This is a genomic window from Pseudoalteromonas sp. M8 (genome assembly GCF_018141365.1).
Taxonomy (GTDB): Bacteria; Pseudomonadota; Gammaproteobacteria; order Enterobacterales; family Alteromonadaceae; genus Pseudoalteromonas.
Genome location: NZ_CP047239.1, coordinates 399,207 through 417,500, shown reverse-complemented (window position 1 = coordinate 417,500; position 18,294 = coordinate 399,207). Strand labels below are relative to the sequence as shown.

14 protein-coding genes, 2 rRNA genes and 1 pseudogene (1 of these 17 cut by a window edge) are annotated in these 18,294 nt (G+C 43.0%); 12 read left to right on the top strand and 5 right to left on the bottom strand.

What is annotated here, in order from left to right:
• Both GSF13_RS01710 and rrf read left to right on the top strand, forming a co-directional pair.
• Positions 1-1,102, top strand: a 23S ribosomal RNA gene (locus tag GSF13_RS01710) (it extends 1,876 nt beyond the left edge of the window).
• A 167-nt stretch (positions 1,103-1,269) separates the two neighbouring features.
• Positions 1,270-1,383 (top strand): 5S ribosomal RNA (gene rrf, locus GSF13_RS01705).
• 569 nt (positions 1,384-1,952) lie between these two features.
• Here the strand turns inward: rrf and rlmF are convergent.
• Entirely contained in the window at positions 1,953-2,810 is an 858-nt protein-coding gene (rlmF, locus tag GSF13_RS01700) for a 23S rRNA (adenine(1618)-N(6))-methyltransferase RlmF (protein WP_211865801.1), read from the bottom strand.
• A gap of 175 nt (positions 2,811-2,985) precedes the next feature.
• On the opposite strand from rlmF, the gene GSF13_RS01695 reads away from it, so the two are divergent.
• Positions 2,986-3,906: an alpha/beta fold hydrolase gene (locus GSF13_RS01695; protein ID WP_211865938.1), complete on the top strand. Its 921-nt coding sequence runs from the start codon at positions 2,986-2,988 to the stop codon at positions 3,904-3,906.
• Here GSF13_RS01695 and GSF13_RS01690 read toward each other — a convergent pair.
• Together GSF13_RS01690 and GSF13_RS01685 are read right to left on the bottom strand one after the other, a co-directional pair.
• On the bottom strand, positions 3,848-5,314 hold the full coding sequence (locus GSF13_RS01690; protein WP_206471878.1) for a sulfotransferase: 1,467 nt from the start codon (positions 5,312-5,314) through the stop codon (positions 3,848-3,850). The genes GSF13_RS01695 and GSF13_RS01690 overlap by 59 nt on opposite strands.
• Positions 5,315-5,412: 98 nt before the next feature.
• Positions 5,413-8,003, bottom strand: a pseudogene (locus GSF13_RS01685) (TonB-dependent receptor).
• Between the two features lie 532 nt (positions 8,004-8,535).
• On the opposite strand from GSF13_RS01685, the gene GSF13_RS01680 reads away from it, so the two are divergent.
• Together GSF13_RS01680 and GSF13_RS01675 are read left to right on the top strand one after the other, a co-directional pair.
• Positions 8,536-8,910, top strand: a complete 375-nt coding sequence (locus GSF13_RS01680; RefSeq protein WP_211865799.1) for a hypothetical protein — start codon at positions 8,536-8,538, stop codon at positions 8,908-8,910.
• Between the two features lie 55 nt (positions 8,911-8,965).
• Positions 8,966-10,327 (top strand): leucyl aminopeptidase family protein, encoded by a 1,362-nt coding sequence (locus tag GSF13_RS01675; protein ID WP_010605204.1) that lies wholly within the window; start codon positions 8,966-8,968, stop codon positions 10,325-10,327.
• A 101-nt stretch (positions 10,328-10,428) separates the two neighbouring features.
• On the opposite strand, the gene GSF13_RS01670 is transcribed toward GSF13_RS01675, so the two are convergent.
• Both GSF13_RS01670 and GSF13_RS01665 read right to left on the bottom strand, forming a co-directional pair.
• Positions 10,429-11,901 carry an aminoacyl-histidine dipeptidase gene (locus GSF13_RS01670; RefSeq protein WP_102057899.1) on the bottom strand — a complete coding sequence of 491 codons (1,473 nt, stop codon included), beginning with the start codon at positions 11,899-11,901 and terminating at the stop codon, positions 10,429-10,431.
• A 97-nt stretch (positions 11,902-11,998) separates the two neighbouring features.
• Entirely contained in the window at positions 11,999-13,069 is a 1,071-nt protein-coding gene (locus tag GSF13_RS01665; RefSeq protein ID WP_211865797.1) for a ketoacyl-ACP synthase III, read from the bottom strand.
• 237 nt (positions 13,070-13,306) lie between these two features.
• On the opposite strand from GSF13_RS01665, the gene GSF13_RS01660 reads away from it, so the two are divergent.
• The 7 genes from GSF13_RS01660 to GSF13_RS01635 all read left to right on the top strand — a co-directional run bounded on the left by GSF13_RS01660 (position 13,307) and on the right by GSF13_RS01635 (position 18,290).
• Positions 13,307-14,164, top strand: coding sequence for a hypothetical protein (locus GSF13_RS01660; protein WP_249122662.1), 858 nt, complete (start codon positions 13,307-13,309; stop codon positions 14,162-14,164).
• Positions 14,164-14,490: an ATP-binding protein gene (locus GSF13_RS24520; protein ID WP_249122661.1), complete on the top strand. Its 327-nt coding sequence runs from the start codon at positions 14,164-14,166 to the stop codon at positions 14,488-14,490. The genes GSF13_RS01660 and GSF13_RS24520 overlap by 1 nt, the downstream gene beginning before the upstream one ends.
• Positions 14,471-14,986: a response regulator gene (locus tag GSF13_RS01655; protein WP_010605208.1), complete on the top strand. Its 516-nt coding sequence runs from the start codon at positions 14,471-14,473 to the stop codon at positions 14,984-14,986. The genes GSF13_RS24520 and GSF13_RS01655 overlap by 20 nt, the downstream gene beginning before the upstream one ends.
• Positions 14,987-15,037: 51 nt before the next feature.
• Positions 15,038-15,448, top strand: a complete 411-nt coding sequence (locus GSF13_RS01650; protein ID WP_211865795.1) for a DUF1761 domain-containing protein — start codon at positions 15,038-15,040, stop codon at positions 15,446-15,448.
• Positions 15,449-15,454: 6 nt separating this feature from the next.
• Positions 15,455-15,706: a hypothetical protein gene (locus tag GSF13_RS01645; RefSeq protein WP_211865793.1), complete on the top strand. Its 252-nt coding sequence runs from the start codon at positions 15,455-15,457 to the stop codon at positions 15,704-15,706.
• Positions 15,707-15,877: 171 nt separating this feature from the next.
• Positions 15,878-16,138, top strand: a complete 261-nt coding sequence (locus GSF13_RS01640) for a hypothetical protein (protein WP_010379248.1) — start codon at positions 15,878-15,880, stop codon at positions 16,136-16,138.
• A 136-nt stretch (positions 16,139-16,274) separates the two neighbouring features.
• Positions 16,275-18,290: a TonB-dependent receptor gene (locus GSF13_RS01635; protein WP_211865791.1), complete on the top strand. Its 2,016-nt coding sequence runs from the start codon at positions 16,275-16,277 to the stop codon at positions 18,288-18,290.
• Positions 18,291-18,294: the final 4 nt, after the last annotated feature.

Genomic DNA, 18,294 nt, shown 5'->3' with positions numbered 1-18,294 from the left:
ATCGTAAGATGACGTATACGGTGTGACACCTGCCCGGTGCCGGAAGGTTAATTGATGGGGTTAGCTTAGGCGAAGCTCTTGATCGAAGCCCCGGTAAACGGCGGCCGTAACTATAACGGTCCTAAGGTAGCGAAATTCCTTGTCGGGTAAGTTCCGACCTGCACGAATGGTGTAACCATGGCCACGCTGTCTCCACCCGAGACTCAGTGAAATTGAAATCGCAGTGAAGATGCTGTGTACCCGCGGCTAGACGGAAAGACCCCGTGAACCTTTACTACAGCTTGGCACTGAACATTGACCCTACATGTGTAGGATAGGTGGGAGGCTTTGAAGCAGAGACGCTAGTTTCTGTGGAGCCGACCTTGAAATACCACCCTTGTAGTGTTGATGTTCTAACTTAGGCCCCTGAATCGGGGTTGAGGACAGTGCCTGGTGGGTAGTTTGACTGGGGCGGTCTCCTCCCAAAGAGTAACGGAGGAGCACGAAGGTTTGCTAAGTACGGTCGGACATCGTACGGTTAGTGTAATGGTAGAAGCAAGCTTAACTGCGAGACAGACACGTCGAGCAGGTACGAAAGTAGGTCATAGTGATCCGGTGGTTCTGAATGGAAGGGCCATCGCTCAACGGATAAAAGGTACTCCGGGGATAACAGGCTGATACCGCCCAAGAGTTCATATCGACGGCGGTGTTTGGCACCTCGATGTCGGCTCATCACATCCTGGGGCTGAAGTCGGTCCCAAGGGTATGGCTGTTCGCCATTTAAAGTGGTACGCGAGCTGGGTTTAGAACGTCGTGAGACAGTTCGGTCCCTATCTGCCGTGGGCGTTTGAGAATTGAGAGGGGCTGCTCCTAGTACGAGAGGACCGGAGTGGACGAACCGCTGGTGTTCGGGTTGTGATGCCAATTGCATTGCCCGGTAGCTACGTTCGGAACTGATAACCGCTGAAAGCATCTAAGCGGGAAGCAGGCCTCGAGATGAGTTCTCACTTTGACTTAGAGTCAACTGAAGGGCCGTTGAAGACTACAACGTTGATAGGCGAGATGTGGAAGTGCTGTGAGGCATTAAGCTAACTCGTACTAATTACCCGTGAGGCTTAACCATACAACGCCAAAGTGGTTTACTAGAATTGTTCCAGACAATTCCTAGCATGACCTCCATCCATGGAGGCCTTAGCTAACAGAAGTTAATAGACTAAAGTAGACAAAAGAATTTAATAGCTTTTTCCAGATTTACATTGATGAAGGAGACTTCATTGATGAACAGAATTTCCTGGTGACTATAGCGTTTTGGACCCACCTGACCCCATGCCGAACTCAGAAGTGAAACAAAACAGCGTCGATGATAGTGTGGATTACCCATGTGAAAGTAGAACATCGCCAGGGCGAAATAAGAGAAACCCGTTGCAGCAATGCGACGGGTTTTTTGCTGTTTGGGGTAAAGTACTTCCATGTAGCATCTCCCCTTCGCGCGTCCTTGCGCTCACTTCCTCGAACTGCGAAGCGGTGCTTCGGTTTCTCGTCACCCAAACTCAGAAGTGAAACAAAACAGCCGAAGGGTCGGCCCCGGTCAATGATAGTGTGGATCACCCATGTGACTCTCTATTTAAAAAATGAGAACATCCTACTTCGTAGCGAGCTAGGGCCAAATAAGAGGTTGATGAAAAGCGTTCATCCATGAACTTCATCGACATTCGAACATCCATGTACATCAAAACCCGTTGCAGAGATGCAACGGGTTTTTTGCTATGTGTGATTTAAAAACCTCGCGAGGTAAACTCGCTCCCACTCCCCCACAGCATCAGCACAGCGCAACATGGTGGGAGGTGGTTCACCCACCGATGGCTTGCAATGAAGTTCCAGCAAAAAATGTACCTCAAAACCCGTTGCAGTAATGCAACGGTGGGGTATAGAGAGTCACGCGAGGTGGACTCGTTCCTACCATATACACATTGCTAGGGTTTGAAAAAACTCCAGGCGATAAAACGGCTTGTCTTATTACCTTGTTCCATCTCGATCACTTTCACTTGCTCGGCAGCGACCTGTTTAAGTTGTTGTTTAAGTGGTTTTACGTTGTCTTTATTCGAGATAAGGGAAGTAAACCAGTAAACTTGCTCTTGGAAAGTGACACTCTCAGTGATCATATCCAGTATAAAGCGCTTTTCTCCACCTTCACACCATAACTCTTGAGCTTGGCCGCCAAAGTTTAGCGAGGCTTGTGGTACTCGGTTAAGGTTTTTCCACTTTCTTTGCGTGCCCTTGTTTGCATCTGCTTCACTGGAATGGAAGGGCGGGTTACACATTGAAAAATGATAAAACTGGTTTGCTTTTATTATCGTTTTAAAAAAGTGATTAGGCTGCTTTTGTTGCATCACTTTTACCGGCAACTTATTTAGTTCTGCAATGGTTTTGGCACACTTCACAGCAAGAGGATTGATATCAGAGGCCACAAAGCGCCAGTTATACTCTCTTGATCCTAAGATGGGATAGATCAAATTGGCACCAGTACCAATATCTACGCCTTGCACCTTATCGGGCAAGTTACTTTCATCTAACAGATCTTTCAGCGCATGGATATAATCTGCTCTGCCTGGAACCGGGGGGCATAAAAATTGTGCGGGGATATCCCAAACTTGTATATCGTAGTCTGACTTAAGCAGTGCTTTATTCAGCAGTTTTACGGCATCTGGATTGGTGAAGTCGATGCTTTTTATGCCATCAGCTCGGTTGTAAGTAAAATTCTTTAAAGCGGGTTCAATCGCTATAAGCTTGTCTAGATCATAGCCTGAATTATGCTTGTTTCTTGGGTGCACAGGATTCTTCGAATAAATAAAAAGGATTATAACACTTTTAATCGAACGCTTAAGTCTTGAATACTGGCTTTATCTTAAAGGCATATCAACCTCTTTATTTGCTTCGTTTAAGAGTTTACTTATCAATCAGTCAACTGGTACGATGAGATTAGTGTTCAAAGAAAAAAACAAAGAAATGATAGAGCAAAAATCACTATTAGTTGATATAGCAGATGGGCATAAACTCCACCTCAGATATATAGCAAAACCGGATAGTAGCGGTCCCGCTGTGTTTTTTATGCATGGTGCAGTTGAAAACGGCAAAGTTTTTTATACTGAAAGTAATAAAGGGCTAGCGCCTTTTTTAGCTGAACACGGCTATCGCTGTTTTGTTGGCGATCTTCGTGGGCGAGGAGAGAGCATTCCTAAAATCGACGCTGAAGCGGATTATGGTCAAACTGAATCAATCTTGCACGAAATCCCTGAAATGCTGAATTTTATCGAACGATATACCGGATCTAGAGCACAATATTGGATTGGACATTCTTGGGGAGGTGTATTGATGAATTGTGTTTTTGCACGCTTTCCTGAAGAAATTCAGCATGTTAATGCATGTGTCTATTTTGGCTCTAAACGTAGTTTACATAACAATCACCCGAGCAAATTACTGAAAGCAAACCTAATATGGTTTAACGTTGCGCACTATTATTCGAAAAAGCATGGATACTTACCTGCGAAAAGACTTGGTTGGGGGAGTGATGATGAGTCTTTAAAATCACATGCTCAAAGCGCTGACTGGGCACAGAAGCACCCATGGGTTGACTCCGATGACGGTTTTAATTATGCCGCAGTATTAAAAGACATGACGTTACCTCCAATCTTGCACATTGCGGGCGTTAAAGATAAAGCACTGGCACAACCTGTCGATATTCAAGCGTTTATTCGTGAATCTGGAAAGGGGATACAAGAACTCAGAATTTATGGAAAAAAGCACGGCCATCGGCACAATTATGGGCACATAGACATGTTAACCCATAAACATGCACGTGATGATCAGTTTAAAGATTTGCTGGCGTGGTTTGATCGCTTTGTGGTTGAGCAATCATCTTCTCAATAAATGCTTCATAGCGCTGCCACTTTTCCAGTGGCTGCGTACTGATTGGCTTTCTGACCTGCGCCTTACTTAGGGTATGCACCGGCTTTTTAGATTTGTGAAACTCCAAACATTCAGGTTCGTATTTTTGATATAAAAAGCTCAAGCATTGTTTGAGGGACTTTTCAGGCTCTGCAATAAGTTGTTCGTAACTGAGCGTAAAAATATCTCTTTTCATAAATTGGTTAAAATGTGACATCAAGTCGCTTTGCGCTTGCGCATACAAGGCAAATTCACTTAAAGAGCAAAAGTAGGGCTCGCTTTCGGCGAAATGATTACTGTAGACCGACCAGGCTGTTGCATTGAGGTTGCGAGTTAAATGAATAATTCGCGCCTCAGGGAAGAGCTTGTGGATTAAGCCCAGATTTTGAAAATTAGCTGGAAGTTTATTGATCACCACTTCTTCCGGCACTCGATGCCGCTTTATCTCGTCGACATAGAGTATGCGGCAATGATCTAACATAGAGTTACTTAGTTGGTCTAAACAACCTGGGAACTCTGAATTGTTGCGTTTACTGAGGTAAGGGACAATTTTATCGCTGATCACGGTATTCTCGCCTAGTGTACCAACATGTGAATGTTGCACTAGCATTTGTTCTAGGAGAGTCGAGCCAGTTCTTGGCAAACCAACAATAAAAACAGGGGTAAATGTTGTCTTAACCTTATCACTAGGTTTATCAAAAAACGCTTTGCCACAATACTTTTTGATTGATTCAAAAAATGGCAGCATGTCTACAGTACGAAACTCGCTCATCAGCAGCTGTGTATCATTCGCTAAAGCATAGTTATCTTGGGCTGCATTAAAGTTACCTAATTGTTCATGACACTTAGCTAGAGCATAGTGGACCACGGTTTTTAGTCTCGGTGCTTCAAACTCATTTTCCAATTTTTCTAAAATCGCTAAATATGTAGGTAATTCTTTGGCTGAGGACATTTGTACCAGTTCGTACAGCATAAAGGCAGTCACTGTACTATGAGGACAATCTAACCCCGCTTTAAAGACATTTTTGGCTTGTTCAATAAAGCCATAGTCCAGATAAAATTGACCGAGTTGGTAATGGGCTTGGGCATTATGTTTTGCCACGCTTAAGGTGTATTCAAGTACGGTTTTTGCGTCAACCGGTGAACCTACGGCTAAAAATGCATCGGCCAATGCGAAGAGCGGCTCAAGCATTTTTGGTAAATGTTCGCAGGCTCTTTTTAAATAGTAGATTGCGTTATCATACTGCTCTAAACGCATGCAAATGCGGCCTAGACCAAATAGAGCTGGACCGTTGTTAGGTGACTGTTTTAGTACAGACTTGTACATAAACTCAGCTTCTCTAAGCTTGTTTTCGGCTAATAATTCGTTGGCTCGCTTTAATAACAACATGTTTGTATTCAAAATTAACTGCTTTGTTATATAGGATAAAAATAAAAAGGCGAAATAGCTAATGCTAGTTCGCCTTTGTTTCTGGGTTACAGTAAAAGTTAGAACGTATAGGTTGCTTTCACATAGTAGAAACCACCATTAATACCGTATGGTGAAGTTTCATAGTATTTGCCACCCCAGTTGTTATTTGGGATACCTGTAGCGTCAAAGAAGTCTAGTTCTTCAGCATCTTGGTCAAAGATATTATTTGCACCAACAGATAGACTGATCGAATCTGTTGCAAAGTAGGTAAGCTCTGCATCAAATGTGATTGTCGCGTCCGCTGTTTTTGCTGTTGCATCATAATCGACGTGAACGCCTTGGTATTCGCCAAAGTAGTTCATACGAACAAAACCTGAGAAGTTATCCCATTGCTGAGCCCAAGTTAATGTGCCTCTGTGCTTCGGTAAGTCGTTTTCTAAACGAGATACCTTGAAGTCACCTGTGATAGCAGAGAAGCGGTCTACTTCGGTTTCATTCCAGTTGTATGCGGCACTGAATGTTGCATAACCACCCAGCATATCCATAGAATAGTTACCGACTAAGTCGATACCTTGAGTCGTGGTATCGAAGTCGTTAGTGAAGAAGCTCACCTGCGCTAAGTTATCAACGTTAGGAACACCCGCCGCTTTAAGGGCTGCTTTGTCAGCATCACTTAAAACGATTTTTTCAGACTGGCTTAGACGGTCAGTTACTTCAATGTTGTAGTAATCTAACGTAATAAATAAGTCGCCAGAGCGATATACCGCACCTAGTGTGTAACTTTCTGACTCTTCAGGAGTCAATTCAGTACCACCAAGCTGCTCTGAAACAGGGTTTGTTGGTGGTAATAGTGCTGAATCTACCAATACACCACTGCTTAAGTTTGTCTGCACGTTAGACACGTTAGCTTGACCTACCGTTGGCGCGCGGAAACCGGTACTGATTGAACCACGAACCGAGAAGTCTTCGGTAACATGATATTGACCCGTGATCTTAAAGTTTGTAGTCGAACCAAATGAATCGTAATCTTCGTAACGAAGCGCCCATCCCATCATAAACTCTTCAGTAAATGGGGTCTCGATATCCACATAAGCAGCATAGTTACGACGAGTGTATTCTCCTGCTGCAGAAGGTTTGAAGCCTGGGAAACCATTTGAACCTATCCCAAAGCCTTGCTCAGTCAGTGGCCCTGCAATAAATGATGCTTCATCACCTGAAAGTACTTCAAATGTTTCTTCATGCCACTCAAGACCTGCTGCAACGTTTACATCGTAAGCTAGGTCAAAGTCATAGCCTTTTGACACGTCAAAGTTAAAATTCTTTTCCAGTTGGATGTATTTACCTGGGCTGAAGTCCATAGGCGTATCTGCGCCAAGTGAAGCGTTTACCGTGTTAGTGATGAAGTAACGTGATTCGTTACGACCAACCGAGCCACTTAAGTCCCAGTAACCCCCCTCCAAAAAGCCGTTTTTAAACTCACCTTCAACGCCGATAGTTAGAGATGTATCAGTGATGTTACCACCAAAGTTCGGCGTGAAACCTCCAGGTAAAATTTCATTAAAGGCAAAACAGTTTCTACCTAACTCGGTATCAGCAGCAATTAATTGATACGCTGGGATGTTCGCTACATTTTTATCCGTCAAGTTAACTACCGGACATTCGATACCCACACCTACACCATCTAAGTCTCCCACTAACAGCGTTTCACCACCGTCGTTAGAGTATACACCAGGACGGGTTTGTGGATTTCGATAATAGAATCCGCCTTTAACGTCTCGCTCGGAGTAGTTGCCAAACATATAGAATCGAGCATTGTCAGTGACATCTACGCCAACATTACCGAAGATACTTATATCATCTTTAATTTCTGGCGCACCCCAGATCTGCGCTGGGTCACCAACTCCTTCAACTCCGGCACCAATGTAAGCTGCTGCATCAGGACGCTGAACACTGCGGCTAGTCGCATCCGCTTCTTTGTACTGAAAGCTTAAGTTAGCAAATCCATCATCCGTAAATGGCAAACCTACGTTACCTTCGATAACCGTCGTGTCGCCGTCACCTTCGTAGTATTCACCTTGACGAATAGAGAACGAGCCCCTTCGCTAGCGTCTTTAAGTACAAAGTTCATTACACCCGCGATTGCATCTGAACCGTACTGCGCGGCAGCACCGTCGCGAAGTACCTCCACCTGTTTGAGCGCGATACTAGGGATCACTGAAATATCAGGACCTTGAGCACCGTCGTTAATACCGCCACCTAAAAAGGCAATAACCGATGAACGGTGGCGACGCTTACCATTTAACAAAATCAGCGTACTGTCCGCAGGCAATCCGCGTAAGTTAGCTGGCCTTACTAGAGTCGCTGCATCACTGATTGGGTTTGCATGTACGTTCAAAGATGGTACAGATCCTTTCAGTAATTCCAGCATGTCAGAGCCCGCAGCTTTCGACATATCTTCAGCACCGATGATGTCAATTGGTACTGGTGACTCGCCTACAGAGCGAGGAGCAGCCCGGGAGCCAACTACCGCGATTTTTTCAATTTTTTCATCTGCTTTTGCTTGGTTGGCTTCTTCAGCCATTGCGGTGGTAGTAAGAAGTGAGGTTGTTGCTGCTGAAGCGAGCGCGAAGCGAATTGCACGGCGCACCGTGTTACTTTTTAGTTTCATCCTGTTTCCCCAGTTGATTGTTGTTGTCATACCAATAAAAAAGGCCATTTATAATATTTTTACCTTTAATACACATATAATTTAATTTGCTATGTGTTGGCAAGCGCTTTTTTAAAATTAGCAGTGATTTCTGAAACTGCAACTTTCTTAATAACTTTTTGTTTAGGCTAAGAAGAATTGCAAAGGTTGAATGATAAGTTATTGTTGAAGATGAACTTTTGGACGGTTTAACTAGTTTTGAAGAGAAACACCCAGTTGCTTATAATTTGTTGTTACAAAGTTTAGCGAGATTACGGAAATTTCATTATTCAGTTTTTGTAGATTAATTGAGCAATGCTAGGTGCTAGTCTTTGTGTGAGTGATTATTGTACAGTTTTGTGTGGTAATTGAGGTTGATTTTGTTCTAGTTCGTTGTTTTGCACACTTTACGTATAACTTTACTCGTTAGAATAGCTAATTTGTACCAATGGCTAATAGCTAAAGTGCTAAAAATTTTGATAGACTCTGGACAACACTATCTTTGAGTTTATTAATGAAACTGATCAAAGTTGTCCATAAAGCACCGATGCGCGTTGCTCGGATCAGTAAACGCAGACAGCAAATAAGATTGCGCAGAGCAATGATTGCGCTCAAATGCGCACTAGAACAAGAGAAACAAGAAACGAAAGAAATGCTTGAGATATACAAGCGATATACTTCGGGGCGAGCGCATAAGGCTGAGCTAAAAATAGCAAACGCCCAACTTGTGGATATTCTCAAAGGATTAGGATTGGGTGTGTTTGCCGTTTTACCTTTTGCCCCCATTACCATTCCGATAATCGTAAAGGTCGGTCAATTAGTGGGCGTGGATGTTTTGCCTAGCTCATTCAACTTGAAAAAAAAGCCAACAAAAACCGAGGAACAGTGAATTTTCTTTTTAGCCTTGGTAATCTAAGTACGAACATAATAAATTTGAGGCCTACATGAACAACCTACTCGTTCACTCTGCGAAGGGTACACCCATTTCTATCTTCTCTGCTGCAGAATTAGCGTCATGGCAAGCGCAGCAGTCAAGTACGACACAGCTTTTCGTAAAAACCGCACAACTTCAATCGCAAAAAAATATTCTTATTCCGAATGCTGATTCTGGAGAAGTAGAGCGAGTTATTGTTATTGCTGAAGACGATGATTTTTGGCTATTGGGCGATCTTGCAAAGCAGTTACCAAAAGGCACTTATTTTATTGATATCGCTTCAGAGCAAGTTGAGAGCCACGCTATTGCGTTTTTACTGGGGGCGTATCAATTTTCTGCTTATAAAGAATTGCCAGCGATTGTCGCAAAGCTTGCTATCGAAGATGCTGATATATATGCCAAAGTAAAAGCGGCTGTCGAGTCTATTAATCTTGCAAGAGATCTAGTAAACACACCGGCTGCCGATATGATGCCTCAGCACATGGCTGAAGTAATGGAAGAACTTGCCGAGCAATATGGCGCATCATTTGAACAAATCATTGGTGATGAGTTATTAGAGCAAAACTACCCAACAATCCACATGGTGGGCCGTGCGAGTGACAATGCTCCGCGTTTGCTTGACTTACGTTGGGGTAATGAAAACCACGCAAAACTTACGTTAGTTGGTAAAGGCGTATGTTTTGACTCTGGTGGTCTGGACTTAAAACCTGCGTCTGGAATGCGTAATATGAAAAAAGACATGGGCGGAGCGGCTCATGTTATCGCGTTGGCCAATATGATTATGGCGGCAAAACTGCCTGTAAGATTACGCGTACTTATCCCAGCGGTAGAAAATGCGGTTTCTCGCAATGCCTTTAGGCCAGGTGATGTGATCAAAACACGTAAAGGTATTACGGTTGAAATTGACAATACCGATGCCGAAGGACGCTTGGTTTTATGCGACGCATTGGCAGAAGCGCAAACAGAAGCGCCTGAGCTATTGATTGATTTCGCAACCTTGACTGGTGCGTGTCGCGTTGCACTTGGCACTGAACTGCCTGGTTTTTATTCTACAGATCAAGCGATTGCTTCTGAGCTAATGGAAATTGGTCTGGGTAATGCGGATCCTATTTGGCAACTGCCTTTGTTTGATCAGTATAAGGCGCTGTTCAAGAGCGATATCGCCGATATTGCTAACTGTGGTTCGACGCCGTTTGGTGGTTCAATAACAGCTGCACTGTATCTAAAAGAATTTGTTGAGCCAGCCACGACACCTTGGCTACATTTTGATGTGATGGCTTGGAACGTGAGAGCGTTACCGGGTAGACCTGTTGGTGGTGAAGCATTGGGTCTTAGAACCATGTTTAGTTATCTTGAGAAAAAGTTCAGCTAATCACAATCACAGAGCCTGAAATCTATGAAAAACCCAGCTACGTAAGCTGGGCTTTTAGTTTGTCTAATAACCGAATTGGTATAATTAATTTTAGATTAGTTTTACTGCTTTTCAGGAATGTTTTCTAAGATCCCTTTCATTTGCTGCCAATATAGGCCAACGCTTGAAATTTCTACTTTTTCCTCGGGAGAGTGTGGAAATTTGATGGTTGGACCAAAAGAAATCATATCCATGTTCGGGTAAGGTTCTTTGAACAAACCACATTCAAGACCAGCATGAATAACCATAATATGTGGCTTTTCACCGTAGATTGATTCATACATATCACGGAAAATAGCTAATACTTCTGAGCTTGGATCAGGTTTCCAGCCTGGGTAAGCACCACTAAATTCAATGTCTGCTTGTGTCAGCTCAGCCAGTGAACGCAACATACCCTCGACATCACTGCGACCAGAATCAATTAATGAACGGATCAAACATAGGACTTCTAAACTGTTATCTGTAGTAGAAATTACACCCATGTTAAGTGAGGTTTCAACAACACCTGGAATGTCGTCGCTCATGCGTACAACACCATTAGGGCAAGCATTGAGAAGCGCTAATACTTTGCTTTCAGAAGCTTGGCTCATTGGCAACGTGGTACTTTTTGAGGTGCTGAGCGCAAATGTGATCCCGGTTTCTATGGCACATAATTCTTGCTTAATGATGGTTTCATAAGCTTCAATCAGCGCCTGGAACTCGCTTATTTGCGTTTCATCAAAACTAATGACAGCGTATGCTTCGCGCGGAATTGCATTGCGTAGGGAGCCGCCTCTGATCTCGATAAGTCTTAGATCAAAGTCTGCAATATGGTGTTTTAAGAATCTTGCGAGCAATTTATTAGCGTTTGCACGGCCGGTGTGAATGTCGACGCCAGAGTGTCCGCCGCGTAAGCCTTTTAGAGACAGCTCAAAGATTTGATGGTGTTTAGGTAACGCTTCTCGCACGAGTTGTAGAGTTAAGGATGCATCTACACCACCTGCGCAACCCATGTAGATTTCGCCTTCTTGCTCTGAATCGGTGTTGAGCAGAATTTCTCCTTCTAACCAGCCAGATTGCAAACCAAACGCGCCGCTCATGCCTGCTTCTTCATCAACGGTTAGTAACACCTCAAGTGGCCCGTGTTTGATATCGTCAGCGTCTAATACGGCCAAACATGATGCCATGCCGATACCATTGTCTGCACCTAATGTAGTGCCAGTTGCAGTTACCCAATCATTATCAACATATGGTTTGATTGGATCGGTAACGAAGTCGTGTGCTGTATCGTCATTCTTTTGTGGCACCATATCAATGTGTGCTTGTAGTACAACAGGCTTACGATTTTCCATGCCACTTGTTGCAGCTTTTTTGATGAACACATTACCAGTGTTATCACGACGTACGTCTAAATTTTTGCTTTTAGCCCAGTCAACAATAAAGCTTGCTAGCGCTTCTTCGTGTTTTGAAGGGTGGGGAATGGCACAAATTTGGTCAAAAAACTTCCAAATTGCTTGTGGTTCTAATTGACTGATCTCGGTATGCGCTTTGAGCACAATAAACTCCTTGGATGAGCGATAATAATATTGCAATATTACCACCCACCCAAGGGCAAGATCGAGCAATTAACCTTAATTCGGGAGAGTAGGTTAGTTATTGAGCTTGACTCGCGGCCACTGCTGGTGCAATCAACTCAAGACCTGTTTTATCGCAATCAGGTAAACGTGCATCCGACATCGCAATTGGGGTCGTTCTTTCTCCCCATTTTAAATAGCTCGCAGCCCAGGTTAATCCAGCGCCAAATGCCGCCGACATAATATTAGCGTGTGGCTTAATAAGACCACTTTCGACAGCTTCACACAGTGCAATTGCAATTGTTGCAGCTGAGGTATTACCGTACTTGTCGATATTGACCATGACTTTATCATCTGAAATTTCCAAACGATTTTGGATCGCTTGAATGATACGAAGATTTGCCTGGTGCGGGATAAGTACATCAATGTCTTCTAGTGATAGCTGTGCTTGGTTGAGTACATCATCACATGCTTCACTCATACCTTTTACAGCACGCTTGAAGATTTCACGTCCCTCAAAAGAGAGGTCAGAAGGTCCGGTGCCTGCACTGCGGTCCATATCGGTACCATAGTTTGGAATGTGTAATATACTTCTGTCAGTGCTATCACAGCCAGTTTTGGTGCCTAATAGGCCGGTTGGTTCCTCACTTGCTTCAAGCACGACTGCACCAGCACCGTCGCCAAATAATACCGCGCTGTCGCGCTTTGCCCAGTTTACATACCAAGTCATACGCTCAGCTGCAACAATGACTGCTCTTTTAATCATACCGGCTTGGATCTGTGCGGTGGCATTTTGTAATGCATACAAAAAGCCCGAACAGGCCGCATTGGTATCACATGCTGCAGCACCCACGGCTCCAATATTCTTTTGTACTAAAGAAGCTGTATTTGCCACCATAGTTGACGGGGTGCAGGTTGCAAGTAGAACAAGATCGATGTCTTTACCTTCAAGTCCTGCACATGCCAAAGCGTGTTGGCTTGCAACCGTTGCAAGTTCGGCAGTGCTAACATGACTAACGCGTCTGGATTTTATACCTGTTCTTGTACTTATCCATTCATCATTGGTATCAACGATGGTGCTAATTTCATCATTACTGATGCTCGCTGGTGGAATGCACTTACCCCAGCCCGTGATTTTTGCATAAACCATAGTGTCTCTTATTCTAATCCGACCAGTTGGCCAATTTTTTATTTATACCAAATCCTTCACAGTATTGCCATAAAAGCGAAGCTGTGGCTTGTAAAACGGCGATATAACTGAGTTCGATCACACCTATTTTCGCTAGATTAGGTATAATTCTTTTATCTTAGCTTAGCTTCTTATATTTTCATGAAAATTGCGTTTTCTCCCAGCTCTGCATTGGGTCAACTGTTGTTGTTGCGATCTGTGGCAATCATCATTCAAATAGTGATGCTCGCTATCGCAGCTCTAGTTTTTGGTAAACAATTTGATTTTGTTGCAGTGGTTGGAGTGGTGGCAGCGGAGTCGGTATTTCAGCTATTAAGTATTTACGCCTACCGTAACACAAAAGAAGCCGCGTCTATTGGTATGACAATGCAATTGTTGGCGGACATTTTGTTTCTTACTATTTTGTTGGACCTGACGGGTGGAGCGACCAATGCGTTTGTGTCCTTGCTGGTATTGCCAACGGTTATTGCAGCAGTAACTATTCCAACTATCAACATGTTGATGGTGTCGGCTGGGGCGATTGGGGCTTATCTTTATCTTTATATAAAAATGTCTCATGAACATGTCCACCATATGGACATGAGCACTCACTTGCTCGGGATGTTAGTTAACTTTACTTTCACTATTATAGTCGTTGTTACCGTGGTGAGCATATTGGTAAAGCAAAATCGAAAAAAAGAGCGGGCAATTGCCATGTTACGAGAGCAGCAGCTACAGCAAGAGCAATTAATCGCATTAGGTAGTGCGGCCGCACAAGCAACCCATCAACTCGCCACGCCAATCGCACATTTGGCGCTATTACACGAAGAGCTGGAGGAGTCGTATCCAAAAGATCCATGTGTTCAAGAAATGTCGGAACCTCTTGGGAAATGTAAGGAGCAGCTTAATGTCTTTAGAGAATTCACTGAGTATTTAAAGTCAGCGTCTAAACAAATGATAACTGCAGAGCATCTTGCAGAGCAGTTAAAAGAATTAACGAATTTACAATTTCCACGGCAGCATTTTCGATTCGATATTACTAATGTTCAGGGGGGCTGTGCGATGATCCTATGTTGATGCCTTCGATTTTGAACCTTATTAGTAATGGTGTGCGAGCAAATGAGCAAGCAAAACAGACGGACATAGAGGTGATATTTACCTCCGAGCCGACTGAGCATGTGATAACCATTCTTGATAAAGGTGAGGGAATAGCAGAAGAAAGGCTAGCGCAGCTGGGGCACAATGTAGTGAATAGTGAATCTGGGCTTGGCATGGCGGTACTGCTTAGTCATGCGACAATTGAACGGCTTGGTGGACATCTGCTTATTGAAAGCGACGTTACCGATGGGACAAAATGTACGATTAAACTACCAAGGGTGAGTGATGAAGTTACTGCTTGTTGAAGATGACGTGCCTTACGCACAAACATTGATGAGGCGCTTGGAAAAACAAGACTTTGGTGTTGAACACGTCACTTTAATTGAAGATATGCAGGTGGCTTGTAAACGAGAAGCTTTCGACTACATATTGTTGGATATGAAGCTGGGTGAGGCCAACTCAATAAACTTCATAACACAAATCAAGCAGCTCAATCCAAGCGCTCGCATTGTATTATTAACGGGCTATGCTAGCATTGCAACTGCAGTTGAGGCGATAAAATTGGGTGCTGATGACTACCTAACTAAGCCTGCAAGTACCAGTTTGATAGTACAAACGCTATTGGGAGAGAAAACTCAAGAAATCGTAGAAGAAGTCATGTCTCCAGAGCGACTTGAGTGGGAACATATTCAGCAAGTTCTAAAGGCAAACGAAGGTAATATTTCTGAAACTGCACGGCAACTTAATATGCACCGAAGAACGCTGCAGAGGAAATTACAAAAGAAACCTGTTTATAAGTAGGTTTTCACTTATACTCATTATTAAATAAAATGAAATATGCTGAGTTAGTCGATGATATTCTCATTTGAAGCATTGAACCTTTGGGCAATTATTCTCGCCGCTTTGTCTTCCTTTATGTTAGGTGGTATTTGGTATTCGCCTATGCTGTTCCAAAAAACATGGATGGAGGGGTGTGGGTTAACAGAGCTTGACTTACAAACGAGCGATCCCAAGATGACTTTTGGCGTCGCATTTCTGTTATCTTTGTTGTCCGCTGTGTTTATGGCTGTGATGCTTGATCTATCGCTCTCTTTGTTAGCGGCTACCGGAGTTGGGCTTGGTGTGGGGGGGTTTTTCGTCGCCTGTTCATTAGGAATAAGCTATATATTTGAGCAGCGCCCGATGAAACTGTTTTTAGTCAACGGTGGCTATCATGTGTTACAGTTTACGCTCATTGCATTTGTACTTAGGATCATGAGCTAACTCGGTATGGCAAAACCCAATAAAAAAGGCCCTGTTAGAACCGTCGATATTTATTGTTCTGGATGCCGCCAGCAGCTATTTAAGTATCGTAAGGGAGGCAAGGGCGGCCTCGTTAAATGTTTTAAAGAACGGATCACCCAGGACTTTACCACCAACCAAGTAAACTGCCCCAATTGTGAGCAAGAGTTTGCCCGGGATACACTAGTGAGAGGTGCGCCAGCACTGAAAATAATTGGTGGCAAGGTCACCTTCAAGTAGTTATTACTCCAATTCTTATTGCTCACCTTTTTTTGTTATCAGACAAATGTCCTGTCTTGAATTTCCCAGTTTGTTACTATTTCGCCGTTTGGCTTTGCTGTTTCAATGAATGAAAATGACCCTTCCCATGGAACTGGGCCAGCCTATTGGGTCTTGCTAAATGGAAAAAACATGATCGATTTAATGTTCGATATCATCGGTATGACAGGCACTTTCTTGGTCGTTGGTGCATTCTTTATGCTACAACTGGAAAAGGCATCTCCCGATAGTTTAACGTATAACTTGATGAATTTAAGTGGTGCGATCCTACTACTGATTAGCCTTTGTTATAACTTTAACCTTGCAAGCTTTGTGATAGAGTTATTTTGGATCGCAGCGTCTTTAATTGGTTTATTTAAATATTTCAAAGCGAGAAAGTTGGCATCTGCTTAGGGTCTAAAAGAAAAGGCTAATCAAAAACTTGCGTAGTGGCTAGGAGCAAGTATTATTAAGTTAATCATATGCTGCTACGTAGGTTAGAGTAATCTAACACTACGAGTGAAGTGTGGGAACATAGAGCTCGTATAATATGAAAAACTTAAGCGCGTTAATTAAAGTCACTCCATTATTAATTCCTTTTGCGGTAGTCGCTGAACCAGAAGCTATGGACGCCGACCTTTATCAGCTGTCGTTTGAAGAGCTGTTGAATGTAAACGTCTCTATCGCAACCAAAACCGATGAGACTAGAGCATCGGTTCCCTCTAGTATTACTGTCTTTAATTCAGAACAAATCAATAGCCTAGGTGTCGACAATGTTTATGATTTAATGAATTTTGTACCTGGCTTTCAATCTACTCGAGGCGATTGGGTTGGAGCCGTGCCAAAAGAGCATACCCGTGGTGTGTATCTGGATACTGGACATGTGTTAGTGATGATTGACGGGCAAAGGCTGAATGAGTCTTCATTCGGTAAAGCGTCGGTCTACACCCCGTACATTCCCATTGAAATTATCAATAAAGTTGAATTTATTCGAGGCCCAGGCTCCGCACTTTATGGTAGCAATGCCTTTCTTGGTGTAATGAATATTATTACCAAAAAACATAGTAATCAGCTTTCTGTTGGCTATGGTGAGCATGGCAGCGCTCAAGCGGCGATCAACATTTCAAAGCAAGTGTCTAACGAAACACAGGTCTACGCTAATATTGCATTTAATAAACGCACTGGTGATAGCTATTTTGGAGGTGCCGTAAAAGACCCGTTAGAATCACTTTTTGCTGTGTTTGGCGGCAATCATCAAGCGTTAACATGGCAAGTAAGGTTTAACCGCACTCAACTTGACGAGTTTTTAAATCTTTCCCGTTATTCCCCTGAAAACGAACACAAAAGCGAGAACTATGCGGCAACATTTGAGTATCAGTGGCAAATTACTGAGTTACTCGAGTTAACCCATAAACTGAGCTTTATTGAGCATAACATTGAAAGTGCAGGGCTCATCGTTACAGCAGCAGAAATAGGTATCACGCAAGGAGGTGACTTTTTAGTTGGCCCAGCTTGGCAATCTAGAGACTTAACTTATAACCTAGATGGTGGTTATAAACAAAATGACCATTTACAATGGAATTTCGGCATTGAGTTGTCAAAGGAAGAGCAAAGTAAAGCAGGTGTAAGAACTACTTACTATGACCAAACTGCTGGTGACATCATTATTTATAACCATACCTATTTGGGTGGAGTGCAGACAATATCTGACTACGCGCCATTTTATTCGCTACGTCAGGATTTTGATTCTTATGCGGGTTATGTTCAAGCTAAGTATCGATTTAGCGAGCAACTTAGTATGTTTGCAGGAGCACGATATGACGAAGTGAAAGACATAGACGATAATTTATCGCCAAGGCTTGCATTCGTTTACGGCTACGATGAAGCAAACACTTTTAAGCTACAATATGGAGAGTCTTTTCGTACACCAGTCAGTAATGAGCTTAACTCAAACGATGACGTTACATCAGGTAATTCGAACTTAACTTCAGAATATGTAAAAACGACAGAGCTGGTCTGGCATTATCAAGACGAGTCCAAACAATTTGACGCGGTACTGTTTAACAATGAACTAGAAGATTTTATTAATCTTGTATCCATTGATGATGAGCAAGCTGAGTTTACATTTGATAATGTCTTTGAGACGAGTATGCAGGGTATTGAAGTTAATGCTAATTTTAATTTGAGTGACTCAACATGGATACAAGGTGCATACACCCATTTATTTGACGAGCCATTAAACGGCAGTTTTAAAAAGTTTGCTGCACTTGCCTTTACTCATAAAAAAGAGGCGGTAGAAGTTACTTTAAATGCAATTTGGCGAGACACAACATTGATACTTGCACCCCCAGAGTCAACTGTAGATGATTTCAAGCAGTCAAGTTACTACCTCATTGGCGGTACCGTTTCTTTTAATTTGGATAACAATACTAAAATTCAACTGAAAGCTGAAAATCTTTTTGATAAAAAATACACTGTATTTGATCCAAGATTGATTGATGGTCATGTGCCACAACAGGGCAGAAATATCATGATTCTGTTTGAATATCGCTTTGGATTTAGATGATAAT

Bases quoted from the DNA above. Each gene is read 5' to 3' on its own strand.
- GSF13_RS01640 (WP_010379248.1), top strand. From the start codon at position 15,878: ATGATCGATTTAATGTTCGATATCATCGGTATGACAGGCACTTTCTTG.
- GSF13_RS01665 (WP_211865797.1), bottom strand. From the start codon at position 13,069: ATGGTTTATGCAAAAATCACGGGCTGGGGTAAGTGCATTCCACCAGCG.
- GSF13_RS01675 (WP_010605204.1), top strand. From the start codon at position 8,966: ATGAACAACCTACTCGTTCACTCTGCGAAGGGTACACCCATTTCTATC.
- GSF13_RS01655 (WP_010605208.1), top strand. From the start codon at position 14,471: ATGAAGTTACTGCTTGTTGAAGATGACGTGCCTTACGCACAAACATTG.
- GSF13_RS24520 (WP_249122661.1), top strand. From the start codon at position 14,164: ATGCCTTCGATTTTGAACCTTATTAGTAATGGTGTGCGAGCAAATGAG.
- GSF13_RS01645 (WP_211865793.1), top strand. From the start codon at position 15,455: ATGGCAAAACCCAATAAAAAAGGCCCTGTTAGAACCGTCGATATTTAT.
- GSF13_RS01695 (WP_211865938.1), top strand. From the start codon at position 2,986: ATGATAGAGCAAAAATCACTATTAGTTGATATAGCAGATGGGCATAAA.
- GSF13_RS01650 (WP_211865795.1), top strand. From the start codon at position 15,038: ATGATATTCTCATTTGAAGCATTGAACCTTTGGGCAATTATTCTCGCC.
- GSF13_RS01680 (WP_211865799.1), top strand. From the start codon at position 8,536: ATGAAACTGATCAAAGTTGTCCATAAAGCACCGATGCGCGTTGCTCGG.
- GSF13_RS01635 (WP_211865791.1), top strand. From the start codon at position 16,275: ATGAAAAACTTAAGCGCGTTAATTAAAGTCACTCCATTATTAATTCCT.
- GSF13_RS01690 (WP_206471878.1), bottom strand. From the start codon at position 5,314: ATGTTGTTATTAAAGCGAGCCAACGAATTATTAGCCGAAAACAAGCTT.